We start from the raw sequence: 25,499 nt of genomic DNA, 5'->3' as shown, positions 1-25,499 counted from the left end.
GCAGGGGAATTGACGGAAACCAGGGGAACGGAAAGCAGAGGAGGGGACGGTCAGGGATTCGTGCAGTCGCTGATCCACCAGGCGGCCGTCGAGCCGGGCAGGACGCCGGCCGGACAGGGGCCGCTGGACAGCAAGGGGGTGCCGGAGACCGGTGCGGGCGTCGGGGCCGCGTCGAAGTTGACCGCGCACACCAGGCCGTCGCCGCGGACGAAGGCGAGGACGCCGGGCGGCGCCTGGAGCCAGCGCAGCGTGCCCTCGCCCAACTGCGGTAGTCCGGCGCGCAGCTGGAGCCCGTCGCGGTAGAGGTGCCAGAAGGAGCGGGTGTCGGCGAGCGCGCGGTCGGTGGCGTACTCGGCGAAGTAGGCGGGCTGCGGCAGCCACGGCTTGGCGCTCTCCGCGCCCGGGGTGAAGCCGAACGGCGAGGTGTGCCCGGACCAGGGCAGCGGCACCCGGCAGCCGTCGCGAATACGGGCGCGGCTTCCCGTACGGCGGAAGATCGGGTCCGTCAGCACGTCGTCGGGCAGGTCGACGACCTCGGGCAGCCCGAGCTCCTCGCCCTGGTAGATGTACGCGGCTCCGGGCAGCGCCAGCATCAGCAGTGCGGCGGCGCGGGCACGGGCCGTGCCGAGGCCACTGCCCTCGGTGCCGAGCTCGCCGTAGCGGGTGACGGTGCGGACCTGATCGTGGTTGTTGAGGACCCAGGTGACCGTCGATCCGGTGCCGGCTATGTCCTGCATGGCCTCGGAAATGACCTTGCGGAAGGCGTCGGCGTTCCAGGGCGCGCTGAGCAGGTCGAAGAAGAAGGCCTGGTGGAGCTCGTCCGGGCGTACGTACTGGGCGTGTTCGCGGGCCGTCGGTACCGAGACCTCGCCGACCAGCAGCCGGTCGCGGCCGTCGCGCCCGGTGTACTCCTCGCAGACGGACCGCCAGTGGCGCCACACGTCGTGCACCTCGGGCCGGTTCCAGGCGAGCGGGTTGACCGAGTCTCGGGTGCGGGCGTCGGCCTCCGGGTCGGGCGAGTCCGGCAGGCCGGGGTGCTTGAAGAGACCGGCGGCGACGTCGATGCGGAAGCCGTCGACGCCCCGGTCGAGCCAGAACCGCAGCACGTGGTCGAAGTGCGCGCCGACCTCGGGGTTGCGCCAGTTCAGGTCGGGCTGCTCGGACGTGAACATGTGCAGGTACCACTGGCCGGGGTTGCCGTCCGCCTCGGTGACACGGGACCAGGCGGGTCCGCCGAACATGGCGTGCCAGTTGTTGGGCGGCTCGGCGCCCTCCGGGCCGCGTCCGTCGGCGAAGTGGAAGCGGGCGCGGGCCGTGCTGCCCGGCTCCGCGGCGAGCGCGTCCCGGAACCACGGGTGCTCACTGGAGCAGTGGTTGGGGACGATGTCCAGGAGCACCTTGACGCCGAGGCGGCGGGCGTCGGTCATCAGCAGGTCGAACTCGGCGAGGTCGCCGAAGAGCGGGTCGACGTCGCAGTAGTCGGCGACGTCGTAGCCGTGGTCGTGCTGCGGCGAGGGGTAGAAGGGGCTCAGCCAGATGCCGTCGACACCGAGCTTCTTGAGGTACGGCATGCCCGCGCGAACCCCGGCGAGATCGCCGATGCCGTCACCGGTGCTGTCCAGGAAGCTGCGGACGTACACCTGGTAGATCACTGCGTCGCGCCACCAGCGGTGCGTGTTGAGGGTCACCCGTTGGACCTGTCTGTGCGTGCCTGTGGTTATGCATGCATGTTAGGTAGACGTGTCGCGCGAGTGTCAACGAGTAGGCAGCACGAACCGGGAAGTTGGGAAGTTATATGGAGACTTTTCGGGCACAGAACTCGGAGATGGGATGCTCCCGTTACCTAACAAGTAACTACCAGGGGGCCAACAGGGCACCGCCGGGGTGCTACCGGCGTGCTACCGGTGTGAGATGGCCGCCAGTTCGCGCGCCAGCCGGCGTACCGCCGCGGAAGGCGTCTCGTGCCCCGTCATCGCGTCGTGGACCACGGCCTGCACGACCAGGCTGACCTGGTCGTAACGCGGGCTCTTGGGGCGTGGGGCGGCCGCGAGGACGCTGGCGCGCAGCGTGGGCAGATAGGGGAACTCCCGGATCAGCTCCGGGTCCTGGTACAGCGCCGCCCGTACGGGTGGCAGCGCACCCTTGGTGAGGACCTGGCGCTGCGCCCGCTCGGTCGTGAGGTACGCGATCAGGCGCGCGGCCGAATCGGGGTGCCGCGCATGCGTGTTGACGGCCAGGTTGGAGCCGCCCAGCACGCTCGTGCCCGGTCCGTCGGGTCCGGGCAGGGGGACCGCGCCGACCTTCCCGGCCACCGCCGATCCCTTCCCTGAAGCACCGACGTAGGCGTAGGGCCAGTTGCGCAGGAAGAGGAGGTGGCCGTCCTGGAAGGCCTGTTTCGACTCCTCTTCCTTGTACGTCAGCGCCTTCTTCGGAATCCAGCCGTCACGCACGCCGTCGGCGAGGAACCCGATGCCCTCGCGGGCCGCCTCGGAGTTCACGGTGACGCGCTCGCCCTCGTCGCCGAGGATCGTGCCGCCCGCCGAGTAGACCGCCTCCGCCGCGTTCACGGTGAGACCCTCGTAGGGCAGGAACTGGCCGGCGTAACCGTCGAGTCCGTACTTCGGGGCGATGGTCCTCGCCTGTCGCTCCAGCTCGGCCCAGGTCCGCGGCGGCGCGACGCCCTCCTTGGCGAGGACGTCCTCGCGGTACAGGAGGAGTCCCGCGTTGGTGACATACGGGACCGCGTACAGCCTTCCGTCGTACGTCGCCGTGTCCACGACCGGCGGCAGGAAACTGTGGAGCGGGAAGCGGCCGGGGTCCAGCGGAGAGATCCAGCCCGCGGCGGCGAACTCCGAGGTCCAGGCGACGTCGATGTTGAGGACGTCGAAGCGGCTTCTGCCACCGCCGCGCAGGTCGGTCGTCATCTGCGCGTGCGTCTCGTCGGCGGAGTCCGGGAGTTCGACGAGGGTCACCTTCTCGCCGGGGTGGGTACGGTTCCACCCTTCGAGCAGTGGCCCCAGATAGCCGGTGAGATCGCCCGCGGTCGCCAGGGTGAGCGGGCCGCGATCGGCGCCGTGCGCCCCGTCGGCGGGGGTGCCGGAGGCGACGTAACCGGTCAGGACCACCGCTGTGACCAGGAGGCCCCTACCGGCGGCACGTATCCACCGCATAGGTTCCTCCCTGTACACCGGCGTCGGGCACCCTCGCCCGGCGTCAGTGGCCATGTATACCTGTTAGGTATGGGCGATACTAGGGCCTGCGACACATTGGTCTCCGGCCGCATCGACCGGGCGACGACCTGACATCGGTTCGCGGCACATGACAAGGATGCGGGGAGGAGAGCACGGGTGCGGCTGCCCCTCCTGGCCCTGCTGGCGCGCGGCCCGGCCCACGGGTACGAGCTCAAGCAGGACCTTGAGCAACTGCTGGGCTCCGCGTACCCTCAGCCCAACGTCGGCCAGATCTACGTCACGCTCGGCCGCCTCGAGAAGGCGGGACTGATCGAGGGCGAGGAAGTCGAACAGTCGAGCCGACCCAACAAGAAGATCTACCACCTCACCGACGCCGGGCGCGAGGCACTGCAGGCCTGGTACCAGGAGACGGCGGACGAGCCCCGGGTACGGGACGAGTTCTTCATGAAACTCGCGCTCGCCCCGACGACCGACCAGATCGCCCTGATCAACAGGCAGCGGCGGCAGTATCTGAACACCATGCGCAACCTGTCGAAGCTCGCCGCGGCCGAGGACCGGGACAACCGCATCTCCCTGTTGCTGATCGAGGGCGCCATGCTGCACCTGCAGGCCGATCTTGACTGGCTGGAGCGCTGCCAGGAGGAACTGGAGGAGCTGGAATGAGCCACACCGGTCCTTTGCTGCGCGCCGAGGGCCTGGTCAAGACCCACTACGGCGAGGGCGCCCCGGCGTATGCCGTACGCGGAGTGGATCTTGCCGTGCGCCAGGGCGAGTTCGTGGCCGTCACCGGCCCGTCCGGCGCCGGCAAGTCGACGCTGCTGCACCTCCTCGGCGGCCTCCAGCGGCCCGACTCCGGCAGCGTCTGGCTGGACGCCGAATGCACGGACGCGTACAGCGAGGCGCGCTGGGCGGTGGAACGGCGACGGCGCATCGGCATCGTCTTCCAGTTCTTCAACCTGGTCTCCAATCTGTCGGTCGCCGACAACGTGGAGCTGCCCGCCCTGCTTGCCGGGGTCTCCCCCCGGCAGGCGCGCGCCGAGCGCGAGCGGCTGCTGTCCGAGCTGGGCCTGGAGGGCAAGGGACGGAGCATGCCGGGTGAGCTGTCCGGCGGCGAGCAGCAGCGCGTCGCCCTGGCTCGGGCGCTGGTCAACCATCCGCCCCTGCTGCTGGCCGACGAACCCGCGGGCAGCCTGGACAGCAAGGGCACCCGCGAGGTGATGCGGCTGCTGTCCCGCTTCCACCAGCGCGGTCAGACCATCGTGCTCGTCACCCACGACGCCCGGCTCGCCAGCGCCGCGGACCGCGTGATCAGCTTCTTCGACGGCCGCATCGCCGACGACGCGGAACTCGACGGCACGCCGTCGCGCGGCGCCGGGATATCCGGTGTGCTGGAACTGAGGGACTGAGCGGCGTGCGGGCCACTCTGCGCTGGGCGCATGCCGATCTGCGCACGCATCGGGGCGAGGCGCTGTTCATCGTGCTCGCCACCGCCGGAATCGTCGCCTCGCTGCTGCTCGCCGCGGCGCTCTTCGGATACGCGACGAACCCCTGGCAGCGCGTCTTCGCTCAGTCGCACGGCGCCCATGTGTGGATCCACACCGGCGCGTCCGCCGACGCCGGGCAGCTCGCGCGGCTGGACGGCGTCGAGTCCGTGGCGGGTCCGTACCGCACCGCGTCCGCCACCGTCGAGTCACGCGGCACCCGTGCCTATGTCGAGCTGCGCGGCGCCGTCGAACCGCCCGCCACCGGTCGGCCGCTGCTCGTCTCCGGTCACTGGCTCGACCAGGACCGGCCCGACGGAGTCGTCCTGGAGGACAGCCTCGCCCGTGCGCTGTGGGCCGAGCCCGGGGACACACTCACCGTGCCCGGCACCGCACGCGCCCTGACCGTCCTGGGCGTGGCCGACAGCGCCGAGCCCCGCTACCGCCCCGGCGAGCGGTCGGGGGTCGTCTGGGCACTGCCCTCCGCGGTGCGGGGCGCGGACGGACGTACGGGCCAGGTCATCGGTCTGCGTCTGACCGATCCCGGCGACACGGACTACGCCGTGCAACGCGCGGTGACGGCGCTCGGCTCCGGCGCGGTCACCCAGGTGTCGAACTGGCAGCAGGCCCGCGCCGAGGCCCAGGGCGACAACCGGCTGCTGGGACAGGTGCTTGGCCTGTTCGGCCTCGGCGCGCTCCTCGCCGCCGCGCTCGCCGTGTACGGCGCGATCGCCACCCGTATCCGCGGCCATCTGCGGGACATCTCGGTACTGAAGGCGATCGGGTTCACGCCCGCCCAGGTGGTACGCATCTTCCTGATCCAGCACGTGGTGTACGCGTCGCTGGGCGCCCTGGTCGCCGCCACGCTCACCCAGGCGCTGGGGAGCCGGATCCCCGGCCGCCTGGGCGACGCCTTGGGCGTCTGGCAGGGACTGCCCGGGCACACCGCGGCACTGTTGGCGGTACCGGTGGCCGCGGTGCTCTTCATCGGCGCGACGACCGGGATCGCGGCGTGGCGGGCGGGCCGGGTGCCCCCCGTGCCGGTGCTGCGGGCCGCGGCACCGCCGGCCGGCCGCCTGTCGGGCGTGGCCCGCCGGGCGCTCGGACTGCGGCTGCCCCCCGCGCTCGTGCTGGGCTGGCACCAGGCGTTCCCGCGGCGGCCGCGCTCTCTGGCCACGGTCGCCCGGCTCGCCCTGCCACTGCTGCTGATCGTGGTCGCGCTGAGCGCCTGGACCACCATCGACCGCTTCCACAGCGAACCCGAGCGGATCGGTCTCGCGGCCGCGCTCACGGCGCACCCGGACGAGAGTCTCGGCGATCCGGCAGCCCGCGCCCTGCTCGCCCGGAACGCACAGGTCACCGCCGTGCACCCGGGCGCCGAGGTGGCCGCTCTGGTTCCGGGCCAGACGGCGACGATCGCACTGCGCGGGCTCGGTACGCACCGGGACCCGTACCCGTTCGCGCTGGCCGAGGGCCGCCCGGCCCGCGGGCCCGACGAGGCCGTGGCCGGTCAGGGGCTGCTCGACCTGCTGGACGTGCGCGTCGGGGACTGGGTGCGGATGACCGTCGGCGCGCGCCCGCAGATCCTGCACATCGTCGGCCGCAGCATCGAGCCGGAGAACGGCGGCCGCGTCATCTCCACCTCGCTCGACACCCTGCGCGAGAACGACCCGGAGCTCCGCCCGACTCTCTACCAGCTCCAGTTGCGCCCCGGCGCCGACCCGGGCAAGGTCGCCGCCGAGCTGACCGCGGCCGGGCACGGGCACCTGGACGTGCACGCCGTGACCAACCCGGCCGACGGCCTCTCGCCGCTGCGCGGCGTCGTCGTCGGGCTGATCGCCGTGCTGGCCCTCATCGGGCTCATCGAGCTGCTGACCGCGATCGGCGGCACCGTGCGCGAGGGCGAGCGGGACCTGCTGGCGCTCAAGGCCATCGGGCTGTCCCCGCGGCAGATCACGGCGGTCACCGTCACGGGCACCGCCTGTACCGCGCTGGCAGCGGTCCTCGCGGGTACGGCGCTGGGGCTGCCTCTGGCGTACTGGCTGATCGACGCCCAGGGGAAGTCGAGTGGGATCGGCGCCGGTATCGCCGGGGGGCCGTCCCCCCTCCTGCTGTCGCTGTTCGGTCTGGCCGCGGTCCTGGGTGCCGCCGCCCTCGCCGCGTTCCCCGCGGGCCGCGCCGCCCGACGACGGCTCGCGGACACCCTGAGCGCGGTGGCCTGAGCCCGATACGCCAGGCGCCGTCAGAACCCGTGCGGGTTGTGTTGGTTGTACGGGTTCCGCGGTCCTTGGTGGTACGGGTTCCGCGGCCCCGGCGCATAGGGGTTGCCCTGGTTGTACGTGTACGCCGGACCCGGCCCGTACGGGTTGCCCTGCGGCGGCACATGCCCGGCCCCCGGCGCGTACGCGGGCCGCGGCGGCGGCAACGACGCCGGATGCGCCCCCAGCCGTATCCCGTGCCGCCGCCGCAACCGGTACATCTCCAGCGCGGCAATCGCCGTGACCGTCACCGGCGCCCCCAGAATGAAGACGAACCCCATCCCAAGACTCAGCCCGTGCAGATCTCCCGTGGCGAGGTCCGGAATGGCCATCAGCCACGTCGTCACGGTGGCGAGCAACGGCGGCAGACAGCGATGCACCGCGGCCGTACCGAAGAAGTTGCCGGACACCTTCACCGCACCCGAGCCGACGAACCCGGTCAGCCAGATCGCCACCAGCCCCAGCACCAGGGCGAACCCTCCGACCCCGGCCGCGAGCCACCACATCATCACCGTCAGGACGATGGACCCGACGAAGGCCAGCAGCAGCTTGAACGAGTTGCCGAGCGGCACCCGCAGCTGGCGAACCGTCCCGGTGCGCCGCCAGACGAAGAGCATCGCCCCGACGGTCAACGGCGTGATGAACAGCAGCACGGCGGACGCCGTCAGCATGTTCTGCAGCATCTCCGTGAAGGCGAACCCGCCTTCCACGAAGGTGTAGACACCGACCGCCGCGACGGCCCCGGCGATCACCCGAACCCGCTTGAGCCGCTCCACCCCCAGATCGACCGCCTCCGGGATCCACGCCGGATGGAACACCGCCTCCGCCACCCGCTTCGGCTTCAGAAACGACCTCGCCGTCAGCGTGCCGCCCGTCCAACTTCCTCGCGAACCAGCCAACTTCCGCTCCCCCGAGCCTTCTCCTGCGTGATCGCCCGGGAGTCTACGGGAAGCGGACGGACTCCCGCCGCCCGCTTTCCGTGACCCTCGCGCGCCCGCGCCTATCGGCCGCGCAGCTCCCGGTACTTGGCGACCAGCGCCTTCGTGGACTCGTCCAGGCCCGGCACCTGAGCCCCCTCGGTCAGCGCGGGTTCGACGCGCTTGGCGAGGACCTTGCCGAGCTCGACACCCCACTGATCGAAGGAGTCGATGTTCCAGACCGCGCCCTGGACGAACACCTTGTGCTCGTAGAGGGCGACCAGCTGGCCAAGCACCGACGGCGACAGTTCCCTCGCGAGGACGGTGGTCGTCGGGTGGTTGCCCTTGAACGTCTTGTGCGGCACCAGTTCCTCGGGCACGCCCTCGGCGCGCACCTCGTCCGGCGTCTTGCCGAAGGCGAGGGCCTGGGTCTGCGCGAAGAAGTTCGCCATCAGCAGGTCGTGCTGGGCGACCAGGCCCGGCAGCAGATCGGCGACCGGCTCGGCGAAGCCGATGAAGTCCGCCGGGATCAGCTTCGTGCCCTGGTGAATGAGCTGGTAGTACGCATGCTGCCCGTTGGTGCCGGGCGTCCCCCACACGACAGGGCCGGTCTCCCACTCCACCTCGTGCCCGTCGCGCTCCACGGACTTGCCGTTGGACTCCATGTCCAACTGCTGCAGATACGCCGTGAACTTCGACAGATAGTGCGAGTACGGCAGCACCGCGTGCGACTGGGCATCGTGGAAGTTGCCGTACCAGACGCCCAACAGGCCCATCAGCAGCGGCACATTGGTCTCGGCGGGCGCAGTGCGGAAGTGCTCGTCGACGAGGTGGAACCCGTCGAGCATCTCGCGGAAGCGGTCCGGCCCGATCGCGATCATCAGGGACAGGCCGATCGCCGAGTCGTACGAGTACCGTCCGCCGACCCAGTCCCAGAACTCGAACATGTTGGCCGTGTCGATGCCGAAGTCGGCGACCTTCTCGGCGTTGGTCGACAGCGCCACGAAGTGCTTGGCCACGGCCTCCTGACCGGCCTTCAGCTCGGTCAGCAGCCAGTTGCGCGCGGAGGTCGCGTTGGTGATCGTCTCGATCGTGGTGAACGTCTTCGAGGCGATGACGAAGAGCGTCTGCGCGGGGTCCAGGTCACGGACGGCCTCGTGCAGGTCGGCACCGTCCACGTTCGACACGAAGCGGACCGTGAGGTCGCGGTCGGTGAACGAGCGCAGCACCTCGTACGCCATCGCCGGACCGAGGTCGGAGCCGCCGATGCCGATGTTCACGACGTTCTTGATGCGCTTGCCGGTGTGGCCGGTCCACTCGCCGGAGCGGACCCGCTCGGAGAAGGCGGCCATCTTGTCGAGCACGGCGTGCACGGCCGGGACGACGTTCTCCCCGTCGACCTCGATCACCGCGTCGCGCGGGGCCCGCAGCGCGGTGTGCAGCACGGCCCGGTTCTCGGTGACGTTGATCTTCTCGCCGCGGAACATCGCGTCCCGCAGCCCGAAGACGTCGGTCGCCGCGGCCAGCTCCCGCAGCAGCCGCAGCGTCTCGTCGGTGACCAGGTGCTTGGAGTAGTCGACGTGCAGATCGCCGACCTGGAGGGTGTACCCGGTTCCGCGCCCGGGGTCGGTTGCGAACAGGTCCCGCAGATGGGTCCCTGCGAGCTCCTCGCGGTGCTTGGCCAGAGCGGTCCACTCGGGCGTCTGGTTGAGCCTGGCACGGCTGTCTGCGTTCATTTCTGGCTTCCGCCTTCTTTCCTGCGTGTGCTGCTGCTTGCCTCGCCCCACTGCCGGTCCCAACCTAATTGATCAGGGCTTGACGTGAGCTGTCGTAGCGCCGTCGTCCGGCTCAACAACAGATACGTCCGCCGGACGCGCGAGTATCAGCGAGGTGGCGGCGAGCGCGAAGAGGACGGCCGCGAACAGCGCTGGCGCGTTCAGCCCGTAGGCCCCCGCCACGGTGCCGCCGAGCAGGGCGCCGAGCGGGGCCCCGGAGGTGGAGGCGGTGCGGAACGCGGAGCTGACGCGGCCCACCATGGCTGCCGGGCTGCGCTGCTGCATCAGCGTGACCTGGTTGACGTTCCACACCATGCCCATCACTCCGAGCAGCGCCATCGCCACAAGGAGTGCACCCAGGTGGCGGACGGTGCCGAGGAGTACCAGGGCCGCCGTCTGGACGCATGCGCACAGGAACAGGCTCCGTACCCGTCCGATCCGGCGCGCGATCCACTGGGCCGGCACTCCCCCGGCCAGGGACCCGGCCGAGTAGGCCGTCATCGCGGCCGCGAAGCCCGCGTTTCCCGCGTGCAGCCAGCCGGTCACGTGCAGGACCAGCGTGGCGATCAGGGCGCCCATGCCGATGTTGCACAGGAGTGTGGCCACGCAGACCGCGCGCAACGCCCTGTCGTGCCACAGGGCGCGCACTCCTTCCGCCACCTCCGCCCGCAGGGTGCTCCCGGCGGGCCGGGGCTCCCGCTCGGGCGCCCGGATCCGCAGGGAGGCCACGAGGGCCGCCGCCAGCAGATAGGTCGCCGCGTCGGCAGCGAACGGCGCGGCGGCCCCGAGAGTGAGCAGCAGCGGCACGAAGGGGCCGGCCAGGAAGCCGCCGGCGAACTGCTGGCCGGTCATCAGCCGGGCATTGGCGCTGCCCAGGGTCTCTTTGTCCACCAGGGAGGGCAGCAGGGCCGTGGACGCGTTGTCGAACAGCGTCTGGAAGGTGGTCAGGGCGAAGGCGAGCGCGATCAGCAGGCCGACCGTGGCGTGCCCGAGCCCGACGGCGAGGGCGAAGCAGGCCACCAGCCCGCCACGTACGGTGTCGACGGCCCACATCGCCCGCCGCTGGTCCACCCGGTCCGCGACCGCGCCGCCCAGCAGCCCGAAGAGGAGCCAGGGGAGGTAGCCGCAGGCCGTGACGGAGGCGATGACGAGCGGATCGTCCGTGAGCCGCACGGCGAGCAGCGGCAGCGCGGCGGTGCGCAGGGCGTCCCCGAAACGCGACACCAGCGCCGCGCTCCACAACCGCCCGAACCCCCCGCGCCACGCGGGTGCCCGCACCCCCGCCGCCTCGACCGTCGTCACAACGCCCCCTCCGGTTCCGCCACTTCAAGAACCGTAGAGCGCACCACTGACAATCGGCCTCGCGGCGGCGCCGCGGACGCTCCGCGCGCCGGTCGGCACGGCGGTGCGCCCGTGCGCGGCCCGGCGTACGAAACACATCCGGCCAGGCACCTCGGTGCCCGGCCGGTTCTCAATTCCTAGATCTCGCCCCGCAGTTTGGCGAGCGCCTCGGCGAGGATCGCCTCGCCGTCCGCGTCGCTGCGCCGCTCCCGTACGTACGCGAGGTGCGTCTTGTACGGCTCGGTGCGCGGCGGGTCCGGCGGGTTGTCCTGGTCCTGTCCGGCGGGAAAGCCGCAGCGCGGGCAGTCCCAGGTCTCGGGAACCTGCGCGTCGCTGGCGAAGCTGGGCACCGTCTCGTGCCCGTTGGAGCACCAGAAGGAGATGCGAAGCCGCGGCGCGGACTCGCCGCGCTCGGCCTCGCCCATCGGCCCCGCCCCGACCCGGCTTCCTCGGATCGCGTTGCCACTTGCCACGGTCGTAACTCCCTGCGTGATGGTGCCGCGAAGCGAGTCGGCGTGACGCTTCGCTGCGAGCGCCTCAGTCTACGTAAGGCCCAACGCGCGTCCAGTGATTGGAGTTACACCCCCGCCCCTAGACGCAAGCCCCATGATAGGCCGCGCCTGGGGGCGCGTACCGGACATGGGGCCTTACGTGCGGAATGTGCTTGCCTAATGTGCAGTTGTGCTGCCGTACCGATGTCGGTCGGTGATCAGTTGTTGACCTTCATCAGGATGCCGAGCACGACAATGCACGCGAACCAGAGCAGACCGAGCACCACGGTGATGCGGTCGAGGTTGCGCTCGGCGACCGAGGAGCCACCGACGGACGACTGCATGCCGCCACCGAACATGTCGGAGAGGCCGCCGCCCTTCCCCTTGTGCATCAGCACAAGCAGCATCAGCAGCAGGCTGAAGACGATCAGGGCGATCGAGAACCCCAAAACCACGGCTGGACCAACTTCCTCGGAACTGAACGGACGACGGGGGCCGAAGCCTACTGGGTGAGCACACCGAGCCCACTCCGAAGGCCACGACCCCCGCAAGGGTACGACGAATCGCCGCTAGCGCATACTTACTGGTCGCGGAAGCGGACGATCTTGACGAACTCGTCGGCGTCCAGGGAGGCACCGCCGACCAGGGCGCCGTCGATGTCGGGCTTCGCCATGATCTCGGCGACATTGCCGGACTTCACGGAGCCGCCGTACTGGATGCGGACCTGGTCGGCCACTTCCTGGGAGTACAGCTCGGCCAGCCGGGCACGGATCGCCGCGCAGACCTCCTGGGCGTCGTCGGAGCCGCAGACCTTGCCGGTGCCGATGGCCCAGACCGGCTCGTACGCGATCACGATCGACTCGACCTGCTCGGCGGGTACGTCCTTGAGACCCCCGTCGACCTGGGAGAGCGTGTGCGCGACGTGGTTGCCCGCCTCGCGGATGTCCAGCTCCTCGCCGACGCACAGGATCGGGGTCAGGCCGTGCCTGAAGGCGGCCTTGACCTTGGCGTTGACGATCTCGTCGGTCTCGTTGTGGTACTGCCGGCGCTCGGAGTGGCCGATCGCCACGTACGTGCACTTCAGCTTGGACAGCATCGAGCCCGAGATCTCGCCGGTGTAGGCACCGGAGTCCTGCGCCGAGAGGTCCTGCGCGCCGTACTTGATCTTGAGCTTGTCGCCGTCGACCAGGGTCTGCACGGAGCGCAGGTCGGTGAAGGGCGGCAGGACGGCGACCTCACAGGCCTCGTAGTCCTTGTCGGCCAGGGCGAAGGCGAGCTTCTGGACGTGCGCGATGGCCTCGAGGTGGTTGAGGTTCATCTTCCAGTTGCCCGCCATGAGCGGCATACGGGTCGTCATGCGGGGTCAGTCCTCCAGTGCGGCGAGGCCGGGGAGCGTCTTGCCCTCGAGGTATTCGAGGGAGGCGCCGCCACCGGTCGAGATGTGACCGAATGCCTTCTCGTCGAAGCCCAGGATGCGGACGGCCGCGGCGGAGTCGCCACCGCCGACGACCGTGAAGGCCGGGGATTCGACGAGGGCCTGGGCGACCGCCTTGGTGCCCTCGGCGTAGTCGGGGTGCTCGAAGACGCCCATCGGACCGTTCCAGAAGACGGTGGCCGCGTCGGCGAGCTTCGAGGCGTACAGCTTGCGGGTCTCCGGACCGATGTCCAGGCCCTCCTGGTCGGCGGGGATGGCGTCCGCGGCGACGGTGGTGGGGTTGGCCGGGGCCTTGGTCTTCAGGTCCGGGAACTCCGGGGCGACCAGGACGTCGACGGGGAGGACCAGCTCGACGCCGTTCTTCTCCGCGCGTTCCATGTACTCCTTGACGGCCGGGACCTGGTCCTCCTGGAGGAGGGAGATGCCGACCTCGTAGCCCTTGGCCTTGAGGAAGGTGTACGCCATACCACCGCCGATGAGCAGACGGTCGGCCTTGCCGAGCAGCTGGTCGATGACGGCGAGCTTGTCGGAGACCTTGGCGCCGCCGAGCGCGACGACGTAGGGGCGCTTGACGGCCTCGGTGAGCTTCTTCAGGACGTTGACCTCGGTGGCGATGAGGTAGCCCGCGTAGTGCGGAAGGCGCGCCGGGAGGTCGTAGACGGAGGCGTGCTTGCGGTGCACGGCACCGAAACCGTCGCCTACGTAGACGTCGGCCAGGGCGGCGAGCTGGTCGGCGAACTCGCCGCGCTCGGTGTCGTCCTTGGACGTCTCGCCCGGGTTGAAGCGCAGGTTCTCGACCACGGCGACCTGGCCCGGCTGGAGGCCGTTCACGGCGTCGTGGGCGGCGGGGCCGACGGTGTCCTGGGCGAACGCCACGGGGGCGCCCAGCAGTTCACCGAGGCGCTCGGCGGGCTGCAGCAGGGAGAACGCCGGGTCCGGGGCGCCCTTGGGGCGGCCCAGGTGCGAGGCGACGACCACCTTGGCGCCCGCTTCGGTCAGCGCCTTGATGGTGGGCAGGACGGCGCGGATACGGCCGTCGTCGGTGATGAGGCCGTCGGCCAGCGGCACGTTCAGGTCGGCGCGGACGAAGACCCGCTTGCCGTCCACACCTTCGGCGAGAAGTTCGTCGATCGTCTTCATGAGGTGACTCCTAGGAGGGCTCTGTTGTCCGGGAGGGCTGGATCGATCCGTGCACAGAGCAGGGCTCGGACAACGCGGCTGTGCGCTGCCCGAGCCCTGCTCTCACATCAGAGGTGCCTGCTCCGGGACTTAGAGCTGGCCGCCGACGAAGACCGTGAGGTCGACGAGGCGGTTGGAGTAGCCCCACTCGTTGTCGTACCAGCCGAGGATCTTCACCGAGTTGCCCTCCTGGACCATGGTCAGGGAGGAGTCGAAGGTGCAGGAGGCCGGGTCGCCGACGATGTCCGAGGAGACGATCGGGTCCTCGGTGTACGACAGGTAGCCCTTGAGGTCGCCGTCGTCTGAGGCCTTCTTGAACGCGGCGTTGACCTCGTCCTTGGTGACCTCGCGCTGCAGCTGCACGACCAGGTCGGTGGCCGAACCGGTCGGGACCGGGACGCGCATGGCGATGCCGTCCAGCTTGCCCTTGAGCTGCGGGAGGACCAGGGCGGTGGCCTTGGCGGCGCCGGTCGTGGTCGGGATGATGTTCTCGGCGGCGGCGCGGGCGCGACGCAGGTCCGAGTGCGGGAAGTCCAGGATGCGCTGGTCGTTCGTGTACGCGTGGACCGTCGTCATCAGGCCCTTGACGATGCCGAAGTTCTCGTCGAGCACCTTGGCCATCGGCGCCACACAGTTGGTGGTGCAGGAGGCGTTGGAGATGACGTGGTGGTTCGCCGGGTCGTACTTGTCCTGGTTGACGCCCATCACGATGGTGATGTCCTCGTCCTTGGCCGGAGCCGAGATCAGGACCTTCTTGGCGCCGCCGGCGATGTGCTTCTCGGCGTCGGCCTTCTTGGTGAAGATGCCGGTCGACTCGATGACGATGTCGACGCCCAGCTCGCCCCACGGGATGTCGGCGGGGTTGCGCTCGGAGAGCACCTTGATGGTGTGGCCGTCGACGGTGATCGTGTCGGCGGTGTGCGACACCTCGGCCTTGAGGCGGCCCAGGATGGTGTCGTACTTCAGAAGGTGAGCAGTGGTCGCGGTGTCACCCAGGTCGTTGACAGCCACGATCTCGATGTCAGCACCCTGCTCCAGCAGCGCGCGGAAGTAGTTACGACCGATGCGGCCAAAGCCGTTGATGCCTACGCGGATCGTCACGAACCGATCTCCTCGTTGGTACGCCGACTCAGTGCCGGCGAGTTGTATGGGATGTCCCCGACCGCCTACGACCCTACCTCCCTGAAGCGTCTGCGGTGACATCGAGATGCCCCATACACGGCAGGGTGTTCCGTACCCACCAGTAGGGGTACGGAACACCCTCGATGTTGACGAGATAGTCACACAGGGTTAGCCGTTCAGCGCCCCGAGCGCCTTCTTGACGAGGGCCGCACGGTCGGCCGCCGCGGTGACGTGCTCGAGGCCGAAGCCCAGCAGCACCGTGTCGTCGGTGGTGATGCCGCCATACGTCTTGAACAACTCTCCGTAGCGCGCCCAGTCCTTGAGCACGGCGGGGCTGCCCGGGGGCGGCCCCGAGGCACTCCAGGGTCCGAGGGAGGTCTCGAAGCCCTCGGTGTCGGTGGCCGCCCCGCCGACGACGAGGGAGGCGTTGTCCGCGAGGACGCCGTGACCACCGGTGTTCGGGTCGGTGATGTAGCTCAGCGACACCTCGACCGACTTGCCGGCGTACGCGCTGAGGTCGAAGTTGACCTGCTGCCAGCCGCTGGAGGCGCCGGTGAAGCTGTTCCACGCGCCGCTGGTACCGGTGTTGGCGCAGCCGGCGGAGCTCACGGTCAGGTAGTGCTTGAGGAAGGGGTGCTCCCTGACCAGGAATCCGGCCTCGCACTCCGCGGGCACCGTGGCGCTGGTGGCGCCGCCCGCCTCGGGGAGCGTCGTCCAGTCGTCGGCCCCGGTGGTGTGTGCCTCGAGCACCGCGTGGTCGTAGCCGGGCTCGGTGTCCCACAGGAGCTGGGTGCGCAGCGTCGGCTTGTCGGCGGCGCTGACACCGGTGAGGTCGATGGTCCGGGTGAGGCGCTTGTAGGCGTCGTCGGTGTGCACGGCGGCGGCCATGTACGAGCCCGCGTAGGGCCCGTACGGGTTGACGGTCCCGGCGAACTGGCCCGCTCCCGCGCTCGACGCGAACTGCGGGTACTGCGCGGGGGCCAGCGAGTCCGAGGTGACGCCGTAGGTACCCGCGGCGTTCAGCGGGTTGCCGGGCGTGTCACCGAGCGCCCCCGTGAAGCCGGTGAGCTTCCCGGAGCCGGTGAATCCGTTGGCCCCCGGGGTGGACGTACGAGAGTAGGCGCCCAGGTAGTACTGGCTGAAGTCGTTCGAAAGGGTGCCGCCGCCGAGGTCGACGTTGCCGCCGGCCTGCTCGCCCGCCTCGATCAGCTTGCCGCCCTCGTTGAGGAAGGCGCGGAGCTGGAGCTGGGTGGCGTTGCCCGGCCGGGCGGCGCCGGTGTAGTGGACGACCGTCCTGAAGTGGTCGAGCACGCCGAGCGCGTCGGGTGCGCCCAGGGTCGCCACGTCCCAGACGAGGGGCTTCTTGCCGTTGGCCTTCAGGGCGTCGACGTAGGCCTGGGACTGTGTGGCGGTCGCGCCCTCCTCGGCGACGACCAGCGTGTCGGCGCCGGGGCGCTGGGCCACGGTGTACGTGAAGTGCGTGCTGGATGTCTTCTTGCCGCTCTTGGTCTCACCGGTGAACCACACCTCGACCTTGTCGCCGGGGTCGCCGTCCTTCACCTTGGCGCGATACTCGTCGAAGTAGAGGTTGTCCGTGCCGCCGTAGGTCTCGCCGCCCTTCCAGGCCTTGAGCGCCATGTCCAGCGTACGGCCGCCGTTGACGCGGTACTTGAGCTCCTTGTCGCGTACGGACTTGCGGACGACGACGGAGACCTCCTGGTCGGCGCCGCGGGAGTACGACGTCGTGAAGGGGGCCGGGGTGAAGTCGGGCGCGTCGAGGCCCACCGAGGACGACGGCTGGTCGGGGTGGGCCGCGGTCTCGGCGACGGAGAGCGCGAACGGGACGTTCTTCTCGAACTCCTGCTCGATCAGCTTCTCGTCGTCCGGGAAGGTGAAGACCGAGGCGCAGTCGGCCGTGTTCCAGGCGTCGTTCGGGTCGATGTCCGAGGCGGTCTGACAGGTCGACATCTCGGGGGTGAACATCGCCATGCCGTTGACGTTGCCCGCGTGGCCGTCCGCCTCGCCGTTGGTCGTGTAGAGCTCCGAGGAGACCTGGGGGTGGTAGCCCGGGATCGCGGAGTTCTCGGGGGTTCCGGCGAGCGCCTTGTAGAGCACGTCGTCCGGGGTGGGCGTCGCCACCTGCCAGCCCACTCCGTAGAGGAGCAGTTCGGCGGCGGAGTGGTAGTTGATGCCGTACGTGAAGCCGATCCGCTTCTCGAAGGCGTCGAGCGCCTTGGTCTCGGGCTCGGAACTGGGGCTCGCGCCACGGTAGGTCTCACTGGTGGGGCTGGGTGACGAACCCTCGTCGTCGTAGCCCCACTTGTAGGCGAAGTTGCGGTTGAGGTCGACGCCGTCACCGGTGGAGATGACCCCGTCGCCGTTCACGTCCCGCAGATTCTTGCGCCACTGGCGGGCGTCGGCGTCCTTGAACGTGTAGTCGTAGCCGTCGGGGTTGGCCGACAGCACGAACCACAGCTCGGTGGAGTCGACGATCTTCTTGACGCGTTTGTTCGTGGAGTAGTTGTCCAAGTAGTAGTGCATCAGACGCCGCGTCATCTCGGGCGTGATCCACTCGCGCGCGTGCTGGTTGGACATGTACAGCACGGAGGGCTTCGAGCCGTCCTTCGTCTTCTTCGCGCCCTTGGTCAGTTTGAGCGCGAGGATGTCCTGGCCGTTGATCGTCTTGCCGATGGAGACGACCTTGGTGAGGTCGGGGTGGGCGGCGCCGGTGTTGACGATCTCCTCCTGGAGATTGCCCTTGCCGCTGTACGGGCGGAACACGCCCTGGGCCGCGTCCTCCACCCGTGCCTCGGCCTTGGCCGTCAGGGTGTGCTCGGTGAGCTCGACGCCCTGTTTCTCCAGCTTCTTGGCCTGCTGGTCGGTGACGTAGACCTCGACCGTGCTTCTGCCGTTCTTCCACGTCGTGTCGCCGAGTTCGTGGCCGTCCTGCCCGGCCGCGAGCAGCAGGGGTATCTGCTGCTTCGTGATCTCGGCGTGGAACACCTTGACGGCGTTCGCGTCGGGCTTGGGTGAACCGCCGTTCTGCGCCTGGGCGATGGGTGCCATGCCCGCACCGCCCAGCACGAGTGCGCCCGTAGCGAGGATCGCTCTCGCTCTTCGTCTCATGAGCCCCCCTTGCGTCAGTCCGCCACAGCAGCGAACAGATGCCAGGCTCATGACACTTCATGGTCAAGTCAAGGGCGCCTCACAGGAACGCGAACGCCGGTGCCGATGCCCCAAGTGGGCATCGGCACCGGCGTGTTGGGCTTCTGACGATCGATCGGACCGGTCAGCCCGCGAGGTTGTCCGCCATCTCCTCGGTGAGGTTCGACTCCGTCCCGGGAATGCCAAGGTCCTGGGCCCGCTTGTCGGCCATCGCGAGCAGCCGACGGATCCGGCCGGCGACGGCGTCCTTGGTCAGCGGCGGGTCGGCGAGCGCGCCCAGCTCCTCCAGGGAGGCCTGCTTGTGCTCCATGCGCAGCCGTCCGGCGGCCGCGAGGTGCTCCGGCACCTCGTCCGCGAGGATCTCCAGGGCGCGCTGCACACGCGCCCCCGCGGCGACCGCGGCGCGGGCCGAGCGGCGCAGGTTGGCGTCGTCGAAGTTGGCGAGCCGGTTCGCCGTGGCGCGGACCTCGCGGCGCATCCGCCGCTCCTCCCAGGCCAGCACCGACTCGTGCGCCCCGAGGCGGGTGAGCAGCGCGCCGATCGCGTCTCCGTCGCGTACGACCACGCGGTCCACGCCGCGCACCTCGCGGGCCTTCGCCGCGATCGACAGCCGACGGGCGGCGCCGACGAGCGCGAGCGCGGCCTCCGGACCCGGGCAGGTCACCTCCAGGGAGGAGGAGCGACCCGGCTCGGTGAGCGAGCCGTGCGCCAGGAAGGCCCCGCGCCAGGCCGCCTCGGCGTCGCAGGTGGCCCCCGAGACCACCTGCGGCGGGAGGCCCCGGATCGGGCGGCCACGGCCGTCCACCAGCCCCGTCTGGCGGGCCAGCTGGTCGCCGCCCGCGACGACGCGTACGACATAGCGGGAGCCGCGGCGCAGACCGCCGGGCGCCATCACGATCAGTTCGGAGCTGTGACCGAAGATCTCCAGAATGTCCCGCTTCAGCCGGCGCGCCGCCATCGCGGTGTCCAGCTCCGCCTCGATCACAATCCGGCCGCTCACCAGGTGGAGGCCGCCGGCGAACCGCAGAATGGCGGAGACCTCCGCCTTTCTGCAGCAGGTCCGGGTGACGGGGAGCCGGGAAATTTCATCCTTCACCGCTGCCGTCATCGCCATGGGCCGATCCTTCCATGCATCCGAAAAATACGGTCGTACGCGGCGGCCAACAGCTCCGGGTCGTGCCGCGGAGATCCGTCGGTCCGGGCCACCGGCGCCAGCTCGACCGCGGCGCCGAACCGCTTGGCGGCGTCGGTGAGTGAGTCGCGATCGGGCACGGCGGCCTCGTCGGCCAGCACCACGTCCAGGGCGAGTTTAGGGGCGTGTCGTCCCAAAACCTCCAAATGACGCTGCGGGGAGAAGCCCTCGGTTTCTCCGGGCTGCGGGGCGAGGTTCAGGGAGAGTACCCGGCGCGCCTTCGTCTCGGTGAGCGCATCGAGCAGCTCGGGCACCAGAAGGTGCGGAATCACCGAGGAGAACCAGGAGCCGGGGCCCAGCACCACCCAGTCGGCGTCGAGGACCGCCGCCACGGCCTCGGGGACGGCCGGCGGGTCGGCGGGGACGACGTGCACGGACTGCACCTCGCCGGGGGTGAGGGCCACGGTCGCCTGTCCCCGTACCGTGTCCACGTCCTCGGGCCGCTCCGGGTCGTGCCCCTTGACCAGGGCCTGGAGCTCCAGGGGCACGGCGGACATGGGCAGCACCCGGCCGTGCGCGCCGAGGAGCCTGCCGACCAGGTCCAGGGCCTGGACATGGTCGCCGAGCTGTTCCCACAGGGCCACGATCAGCAGATTGCCGACCGCGTGCTCGTGCAGATCGCCCTGGGACTGGAAACGGTGCTGGATGACGCGGGCCCAGGTCTGGCCCCAGTCGTCGTCGCCGCACAGCGCGGCCAGGGCCTTGCGCAGGTCGCCGGGCGGCAGCACGCCCAGCTCGTCGCGCAGCCGCCCGCTGGAGCCGCCGTCGTCGGCCACGGTGACGACGGCGGTGAGGTCGCCGGTGATCCGGCGCAGCGCGGCGAGCGAGGCGGACAGCCCCATGCCGCCGCCGAGGGCGACGACCTTGGGCTGGGCGCCGCGGCGGCGCGGCTTCCCACCGCGCGCCTCGACGGGCCTGTCGCCGCGTCCCTCGGAGGCGACCCGGCGCAGCCTGCTCAGCCGCAGTGCGGCACGTCCGGTCACTCGCGCCCCATGTCCCGGTGAACGACCACGGTCTCCACGCCCTGCGAGGCGAGGCGGGCGGCGAGCTTCTCGGAGGTGGCGACCGAGCGGTGCTTGCCGCCGGTGCAGCCGACCGCGATGGTCACATAGCGCTTGCCCTCGCGGCGGTAGCCGGCGGCGATGAGCTGGAGCAGCTCTGTGTAGCGGTCGAGGAACTCCTTGGCGCCCGGCTGGTTGAAGACGTACGCCGAGACCTCCTCGTTCAAGCCCGTGAAGGGGCGCAGCTCCGGGACCCAGTGCGGGTTGGGCAGGAAGCGCATGTCCACGACCAGGTCGGCGTCGACCGGAAGGCCGTACTTGAAGCCGAAGGACATGACGGTGGCCCGCAGCTCGGGCTCCTCCTCGCCGGCGAACTGGGCGTCCATCTTGGCGCGCAGCTCGTGCACGTTCAGGCTGGAGGTGTCGATGACCAGGTCGGCGTCGCCGCGCAGCTCGCGCAGCAGCTCGCGCTCGGCGTCGATGCCGTCGACGATGCGGCCGTCGCCCTGGAGGGGGTGCGGGCGGCGCACGGACTCGAAGCGGCGCACCAGGGCCTCGTCGGAGGACTCCAGGAAGACGATCCTGCGGGTGACGTTCTTCGCCTCCAGGTCAGCGAGGGACTCGCGGAGGTTGTCGAAGAAGCGGCGGCCGCGTACGTCGACGACGACCGCGATCCTCGCCACGTTGCCCTGGGAGCGGGCGCCGAGCTCCACCATGGTGGGGATCAGCGCGGGCGGCAGGTTGTCGACGACGAACCAGCCGAGGTCCTCCAGACACTTGGCGGCCGTCGACCGGCCCGCCCCGGACATCCCGGAGATGATCACCAGCTCGGGGATGGCGGCTTCGGGCACCGCGGGCGTCTCCATCGTCGTACCCCCCTGGGTCTCGTCGTCGGCCTGTGGTTCGGCCGTCTGTCCGGTCTGCGGTCCGGCCGGTTGCCCGGCCGGTTGTCCGGTCTGTGGTGGGTTCTCTTGTCGCTCGTTGTCGCTCATGTCTCCTGCCCCCGTCGCTCGTGTGAGGCGCCCGCGGACACGGGCTCCTCCGGGGAGTCCGTGGTGGTCCCGGGCTCCTCGTCTTCCATGATCTCTCCAGTCGCCGTGTTCACGGCGGGTGCGGCCGGAGCCGCCTGGGCGAGGGCCACGGCGACCGCCGCGGCCGTCTTGCGGCCTATGCCGGGGACCTCGCAGATCTGGTCGATGGTCGCGGATCGCAGCTTTTTCACCGAGCCGAAGTGCTTGATCAGCGCCTGCTTGCGGGTCTCGCCGAGGCCCGCCACCTCGTCCAGCGGGCTCGCCCTGAATCGCTTGGCCCGCTTGGTGCGCTGGTAGGTGATGGCGAAGCGGTGGGCCTCGTCACGGACCCGCTGGAGCAGGTACAGGCCCTCGCTGGTGCGGGGCAGGACCACCGGGTCGTCCTCGTCCGGCAGCCAGACCTCCTCGAGACGCTTGGCGAGGCCGCAGACGGCGATGTCGTCGATGCCCAGTTCGTCGAGGGCCTTCTTGGCGGCCGCGACCTGCGGCTGGCCACCGTCGACGACGACGAGCTGCGGGGGGTAGGCGAAGCGCTTGGGACGGCCGTCGTCCTCGGTGAAGGCGTTCCCCGCGAAGGCGTTCCCCGTGGTGTCGCTCTCCAGGATGGCGCTCTCCGGCGTGGCGTTGCCTTGGGTGGCTCCTTCGGCGGAGGCGCCTTCGGTGGAGGCGTTCTCGCCGTCCGTCCACTCGCCCGTGCGCTCCTTCTCAGCGAGATAGCGCCTGAAGCGGCGGGTGATCACCTCGTGCATGGAGCGGACGTCGTCCTGGCCCTCGAAGCCCTTGATCTGGAAGCGCCGGTACTCGCTCTTGCGCTGCAGTCCGTCCTCGAAGACGACCATGGAGGCGACCACGTCGTCACCCTGGAGGTGCGAGATGTCGTAGCACTCGATCCGGAGCGGAGCACTGTCCAGGTCGAGGGCTCCGGCGATCTCCTCCAGGGCGCGCGAGCGGGTGGTCAGGTCGGAGGCGCGCTTGGTCTTGTGCAGACCGAGCGCCTGGAGCGCGTTGCGCTGCACGGTCTCCATGAGCGCCTTCTTGTCGCCGCGCTGCGGGATGCGCAGGGAGACGTTCGACCCGCGGCGTTCGGTCAGCCACTCCTGGACGGGCTCCACGGGGTCGGGCAGTGCCGGGACGAGCACCTCCTTGGGGACGGAGTCGCCCGTCTCCTCTCCGTAGAGCTGCTGCAGCGCGTGCTCGACCAGGTCACCGGTGGTGACGGCCTCCACCTTGTCGGTGACCCAGCCGCGCTGGCCGCGCACCCGGCCGCCCCGCACGTGGAAGATCTGCACGGCGGCTTCCAGCTCGTCCTCGGCGACGGCCATCAGGTCGGCGTCGGTCGCGTCGGCGAGCACGACCGCGCTCTTCTCCATGGCCTTCTTCAGGGCCTCGATGTCGTCGCGCAGGCGGGCCGCCCGCTCGTACTCCATCTCCTCGGCCGCGTCCGTCATCTGCTTCTCGAGGCGGCGGATGTACGTCCCCGTACGGCCCGCCATGAAGTCGCAGAACTCCTCGGCCAGCTCACCGTGTTCCTCGGCCGAGACCCGGCCGACGCAGGGGGCGGAGCACTTGCCGATGTAGCCGAGGAGGCAGGGGCGGCCCGTGCGGGCGGCGTTCTTGAACACGCCGGCCGAGCAGGTGCGGACCGGGAAGACGCGCAGCAGCAGGTCCACGGTGTCGCGGATCGCCCACGCGTGCCCGTACGGACCGAAATAGCGCACGCCCTTGCGCTTGTGGCCGCGCATCACCTGCACACGCGGGAACTCCTCGTTCATCGTCACCGCGAGGTAGGGATAGCTCTTGTCGTCGCGGTACTTGACGTTGAACCGGGGGTCGTACTCCTTGATCCAGGAGTACTCCAGCTGGAGCGCCTCGACCTCCGTGGACACCACCGTCCACTCCACGGACGCGGCCGTGGTGACCATGGTGCGGGTGCGGGGGTGGAGGCCGGCCAGGTCCTGGAAGTAGCTGGCCAGGCGCTGGCGCAGGCTTTTCGCCTTTCCGACGTAGATCACCCGGCGGTGCTCGTCGCGGAATTTGTACACCCCGGGAGAGTCCGGGATCTGTCCCGGCTTGGGGCGGTAGCTGGAGGGGTCGGCCATGTCACACACCCTACTGGCGAGGGCTGACACCGCGACGATCTCCCGGCCCGCCCGTGGACTCGGCCGCCGGGACCGTGATCGCAGATCGGCCAGAGCGCGGTACGGCGGGTTGAGTAGGTTGCGTATCAGGTGTTGTCGGGGCTTGGTCAACACGCTTCAATGCGGGGGAACTCGGGGTCGTGGACGGCGACAGGCGCGTGTGAACAAGCCCCGCGCGCCGGCCAGGCGCCCCCGACGACCCACATCCAACGGTCTGACCAGCCGTTGTGAACATTCACAGAAAGGCCCCTGCATGCGGCACGGCACACAGCACGCGGACGTCGCCACGGCGGAACTGGAGACGGCCTTGGCGGGCGGCCCCTTCCATGTCGCGCTGCGCGCCGCGATCACCGCACGCGGCCTGCCCCTGCAGCGCGTGCAGCACCATCTGTCGCGGTACGGGGTCAAGGTCGGGGTCACGAGCCTGAGTTACTGGCAACAGGGCGCCCGGCGCCCGCAGCGCCCCGAGTCGCTGCGCGCCGTACGCGCCCTGGAGGAGATCCTCCAGCTCCCGGACGAGTCACTGATCCGGCTGCTCGCCAAGGCCGACGAGCGCTGCGACCCGCAGCGTCCCACCGGCCGCTCGTACCGCTCCCTCGTGGAGGCCTCCGGCGTCCTGGAGCGGCTCCTGGCCGAACTGGAGTCACCGCTCGACGGCGGGCTGCACACGCTCGGCCACCACGAGCTCGTCCGGATAGGCGCGCACCGCGAACTGCTCGCGCGTGAGTCGCACCACATCGTGCGGGCCTACAAGGACGGCGTGGACCGCTATGTGGCCGTCCATCACGGCGATCCGGGCTGCGCCCCGGAACGCACGGCGGTCCGAGCCCTGGAAAACTGCCGGACGGGACGGGTGCGCTGGCACCACGACACCGGAGTGCTGGTCGCCGAGCTGCTCTTCGACACGCGGCTGCGCGCAGGAGATACGTTCCTCTTCCGCTACGGCTTCGAGGACGGCACGGCCGGCGCGTCCAGCGAGTACGTGCGCGGGTTCGGCTTCCCGGGCGGGCAGTACGCCCTTCAGGTGCGGTTCGCCGAGGAGACGCTGCCCGTGCGCTGCCACCGGTTCACCCAGCACTCGGCGGCGGCGCCGCGCAGCGGCCGCCAGGAGCTCTCGCTCAGCGGGCGCCATCGCTCGGTGCATCTCGTCGAGCCGCGGGTGCGGTCGGGCATCGTGGGGATCGGCTGGGACTGGGAGTGACCGACCAGCCGGGGACGCGGCGTCACCGCACGCCCCGTCAGGGACCCGCGACGATCTTGCCGCCCTTGGCCTCCACGGACAGCTCCTTCAGCGGCGCGGTGGCCGGGGCCTGCAGCACCTTGCCCGTCGCCGCGTCGAATTCGCTGCCGTGGCACGGGCAGATCAACGTCGTGCCCTGAAGCTTGTTGATGGCACACCCGGCGTGCGTGCAGATCGTGCTGAACGCCTTCAGGGAGCCGTTCTCGGCACGGCTGACCACGACGTTCGCTTCCCGGTACAGCTGGGCGCCGCCCTTGGCGATCTCGCTCTCCGCGCCCAGCTCGACCGGCGCGGTCGGCGTCGCCGGTGTCCCGCCACCGCCGCCGGAGCAGGCGCTGAGGGCGATACCGGCGACGGGGGCGAGCGCCGCTCCTCGCAGGACGGTACGGCGGGCAGGCATGGCGTCTCCACAGGTCGAGGCCGGGTGCGTGTCGACGATACCGGTACGGCTCATTCCGCATCGCGGGGGTCCGCACAGGTGCGAGTGACCCGACGTAAACGTTTGCGCAAGCGTTTACGTCCCGTACCGAATGCGATACGTT

Annotated in this window: 20 protein-coding genes; 4 read left to right on the top strand and 16 right to left on the bottom strand. The window is 70.2% G+C overall.

Annotation, left to right across the window (positions count from 1 at the left end; genetic code table 11):
- Nucleotides 1-50 precede the first annotated feature (50 nt).
- Nucleotides 51-1,688 (bottom strand): alpha-amylase family glycosyl hydrolase, encoded by a 1,638-nt coding sequence (locus OG819_RS24555; protein WP_266651167.1) that lies wholly within the window; start codon nt 1,686-1,688, stop codon nt 51-53.
- A gap of 210 nt (nt 1,689-1,898) precedes the next feature.
- Entirely contained in the window at nt 1,899-3,170 is a 1,272-nt protein-coding gene (locus tag OG819_RS24550) for an ABC transporter substrate-binding protein (protein WP_266623851.1), read from the bottom strand.
- 177 nt (nt 3,171-3,347) lie between these two features.
- Here OG819_RS24550 and OG819_RS24545 point away from each other — a divergent pair, with 177 nt between their 5' ends.
- The 3 genes from OG819_RS24545 to OG819_RS24535 are packed head-to-tail and all read left to right on the top strand — an operon-like array spanning nt 3,348 to nt 6,894.
- Nucleotides 3,348-3,854: a PadR family transcriptional regulator gene (locus tag OG819_RS24545; RefSeq protein ID WP_266651166.1), complete on the top strand. Its 507-nt coding sequence runs from the start codon at nt 3,348-3,350 to the stop codon at nt 3,852-3,854.
- The gene (locus tag OG819_RS24540) at nt 3,851-4,597 is read left to right on the top strand and encodes an ABC transporter ATP-binding protein (protein WP_266623854.1); all 747 of its coding nucleotides are present in this window, start codon (nt 3,851-3,853) and stop codon (nt 4,595-4,597) included. Before OG819_RS24545 ends, OG819_RS24540 begins: the two co-directional genes overlap by 4 nt.
- Before the next feature lie 5 nt (nt 4,598-4,602).
- Nucleotides 4,603-6,894 (top strand): FtsX-like permease family protein, encoded by a 2,292-nt coding sequence (locus OG819_RS24535; RefSeq protein ID WP_266651165.1) that lies wholly within the window; start codon nt 4,603-4,605, stop codon nt 6,892-6,894.
- Between the two features lie 20 nt (nt 6,895-6,914).
- Here OG819_RS24535 and OG819_RS24530 read toward each other — a convergent pair whose 3' ends face one another.
- The 13 genes from OG819_RS24530 to uvrC all read right to left on the bottom strand — a co-directional run bounded on the left by OG819_RS24530 (nt 6,915) and on the right by uvrC (nt 23,678).
- On the bottom strand, nt 6,915-7,829 hold the full coding sequence (locus OG819_RS24530; RefSeq protein ID WP_266651164.1) for a proline-rich domain-containing protein: 915 nt from the start codon (nt 7,827-7,829) through the stop codon (nt 6,915-6,917).
- A gap of 101 nt (nt 7,830-7,930) precedes the next feature.
- Nucleotides 7,931-9,583, bottom strand: coding sequence for a glucose-6-phosphate isomerase (pgi, locus tag OG819_RS24525; protein ID WP_266623860.1), 1,653 nt, complete (start codon nt 9,581-9,583; stop codon nt 7,931-7,933).
- A gap of 72 nt (nt 9,584-9,655) precedes the next feature.
- Nucleotides 9,656-10,924, bottom strand: a complete 1,269-nt coding sequence (locus tag OG819_RS24520) for an MFS transporter (RefSeq protein ID WP_266651163.1) — start codon at nt 10,922-10,924, stop codon at nt 9,656-9,658.
- 176 nt (nt 10,925-11,100) lie between these two features.
- Nucleotides 11,101-11,436 carry an RNA polymerase-binding protein RbpA gene (locus OG819_RS24515; protein ID WP_075026247.1) on the bottom strand — a complete coding sequence of 112 codons (336 nt, stop codon included), beginning with the start codon at nt 11,434-11,436 and terminating at the stop codon, nt 11,101-11,103.
- A gap of 236 nt (nt 11,437-11,672) precedes the next feature.
- Nucleotides 11,673-11,903, bottom strand: coding sequence for a preprotein translocase subunit SecG (gene secG, locus OG819_RS24510; RefSeq protein ID WP_055529234.1), 231 nt, complete (start codon nt 11,901-11,903; stop codon nt 11,673-11,675).
- Between the two features lie 131 nt (nt 11,904-12,034).
- A complete protein-coding gene (tpiA, locus tag OG819_RS24505) occupies nt 12,035-12,811 on the bottom strand; it encodes a triose-phosphate isomerase (protein ID WP_266623863.1) in 777 nt (258 codons plus the stop codon).
- A 6-nt stretch (nt 12,812-12,817) separates the two neighbouring features.
- Nucleotides 12,818-14,029, bottom strand: coding sequence for a phosphoglycerate kinase (gene pgk, locus OG819_RS24500; protein ID WP_266651162.1), 1,212 nt, complete (start codon nt 14,027-14,029; stop codon nt 12,818-12,820).
- 129 nt (nt 14,030-14,158) lie between these two features.
- Nucleotides 14,159-15,169: a type I glyceraldehyde-3-phosphate dehydrogenase gene (gene gap, locus OG819_RS24495; protein ID WP_266415244.1), complete on the bottom strand. Its 1,011-nt coding sequence runs from the start codon at nt 15,167-15,169 to the stop codon at nt 14,159-14,161.
- 189 nt (nt 15,170-15,358) lie between these two features.
- Nucleotides 15,359-18,316 carry a M14 family metallopeptidase gene (locus OG819_RS24490; protein WP_266651161.1) on the bottom strand — a complete coding sequence of 986 codons (2,958 nt, stop codon included), beginning with the start codon at nt 18,314-18,316 and terminating at the stop codon, nt 15,359-15,361.
- Between the two features lie 163 nt (nt 18,317-18,479).
- Nucleotides 18,480-19,469, bottom strand: coding sequence for a DNA-binding protein WhiA (whiA, locus tag OG819_RS24485; protein WP_010987695.1), 990 nt, complete (start codon nt 19,467-19,469; stop codon nt 18,480-18,482).
- Nucleotides 19,460-20,530 carry a uridine diphosphate-N-acetylglucosamine-binding protein YvcK gene (yvcK, locus tag OG819_RS24480; RefSeq protein WP_266415211.1) on the bottom strand — a complete coding sequence of 357 codons (1,071 nt, stop codon included), beginning with the start codon at nt 20,528-20,530 and terminating at the stop codon, nt 19,460-19,462. The genes whiA and yvcK overlap by 10 nt, the downstream gene beginning before the upstream one ends.
- A complete protein-coding gene (rapZ, locus tag OG819_RS24475) occupies nt 20,527-21,540 on the bottom strand; it encodes an RNase adapter RapZ (RefSeq protein ID WP_266415209.1) in 1,014 nt (337 codons plus the stop codon). The genes yvcK and rapZ overlap by 4 nt, the downstream gene beginning before the upstream one ends.
- Nucleotides 21,537-23,678: an excinuclease ABC subunit UvrC gene (uvrC, locus tag OG819_RS24470; protein WP_266651160.1), complete on the bottom strand. Its 2,142-nt coding sequence runs from the start codon at nt 23,676-23,678 to the stop codon at nt 21,537-21,539. The genes rapZ and uvrC overlap by 4 nt, the downstream gene beginning before the upstream one ends.
- 292 nt (nt 23,679-23,970) lie before the next feature.
- On the opposite strand from uvrC, the gene OG819_RS24465 reads away from it, so the two are divergent.
- Entirely contained in the window at nt 23,971-24,918 is a 948-nt protein-coding gene (locus OG819_RS24465; protein ID WP_266623871.1) for a hypothetical protein, read from the top strand.
- A gap of 37 nt (nt 24,919-24,955) precedes the next feature.
- Here OG819_RS24465 and OG819_RS24460 read toward each other — a convergent pair whose 3' ends face one another.
- Entirely contained in the window at nt 24,956-25,357 is a 402-nt protein-coding gene (locus tag OG819_RS24460) for a Rieske (2Fe-2S) protein (protein ID WP_266623872.1), read from the bottom strand.
- Nucleotides 25,358-25,499 lie beyond the last annotated feature (142 nt).

Origin of the sequence: Streptomyces sp. NBC_01549, assembly GCF_026339955.1 — a bacterium.
GTDB lineage: Bacteria > Actinomycetota > Actinomycetes > Streptomycetales > Streptomycetaceae > Streptomyces.
Note: the sequence above shows the minus strand (reverse complement) of the source record. Positions and strands in the feature narration are given on the sequence as shown.

Bases quoted from the DNA above. Each gene is read 5' to 3' on its own strand.
- whiA (WP_010987695.1), bottom strand. From the start codon at position 19,469: ATGGCGATGACGGCAGCGGTGAAGGATGAAATTTCCCGGCTCCCCGTC.
- pgk (WP_266651162.1), bottom strand. From the start codon at position 14,029: ATGAAGACGATCGACGAACTTCTCGCCGAAGGTGTGGACGGCAAGCGG.
- OG819_RS24465 (WP_266623871.1), top strand. From the start codon at position 23,971: ATGCGGCACGGCACACAGCACGCGGACGTCGCCACGGCGGAACTGGAG.
- OG819_RS24490 (WP_266651161.1), bottom strand. From the start codon at position 18,316: ATGAGACGAAGAGCGAGAGCGATCCTCGCTACGGGCGCACTCGTGCTG.
- OG819_RS24460 (WP_266623872.1), bottom strand. From the start codon at position 25,357: ATGCCTGCCCGCCGTACCGTCCTGCGAGGAGCGGCGCTCGCCCCCGTC.
- uvrC (WP_266651160.1), bottom strand. From the start codon at position 23,678: ATGGCCGACCCCTCCAGCTACCGCCCCAAGCCGGGACAGATCCCGGAC.
- tpiA (WP_266623863.1), bottom strand. From the start codon at position 12,811: ATGACGACCCGTATGCCGCTCATGGCGGGCAACTGGAAGATGAACCTC.
- rapZ (WP_266415209.1), bottom strand. From the start codon at position 21,540: ATGAGCGACAACGAGCGACAAGAGAACCCACCACAGACCGGACAACCG.
- OG819_RS24540 (WP_266623854.1), top strand. From the start codon at position 3,851: ATGAGCCACACCGGTCCTTTGCTGCGCGCCGAGGGCCTGGTCAAGACC.
- OG819_RS24550 (WP_266623851.1), bottom strand. From the start codon at position 3,170: ATGCGGTGGATACGTGCCGCCGGTAGGGGCCTCCTGGTCACAGCGGTG.
- pgi (WP_266623860.1), bottom strand. From the start codon at position 9,583: ATGAACGCAGACAGCCGTGCCAGGCTCAACCAGACGCCCGAGTGGACC.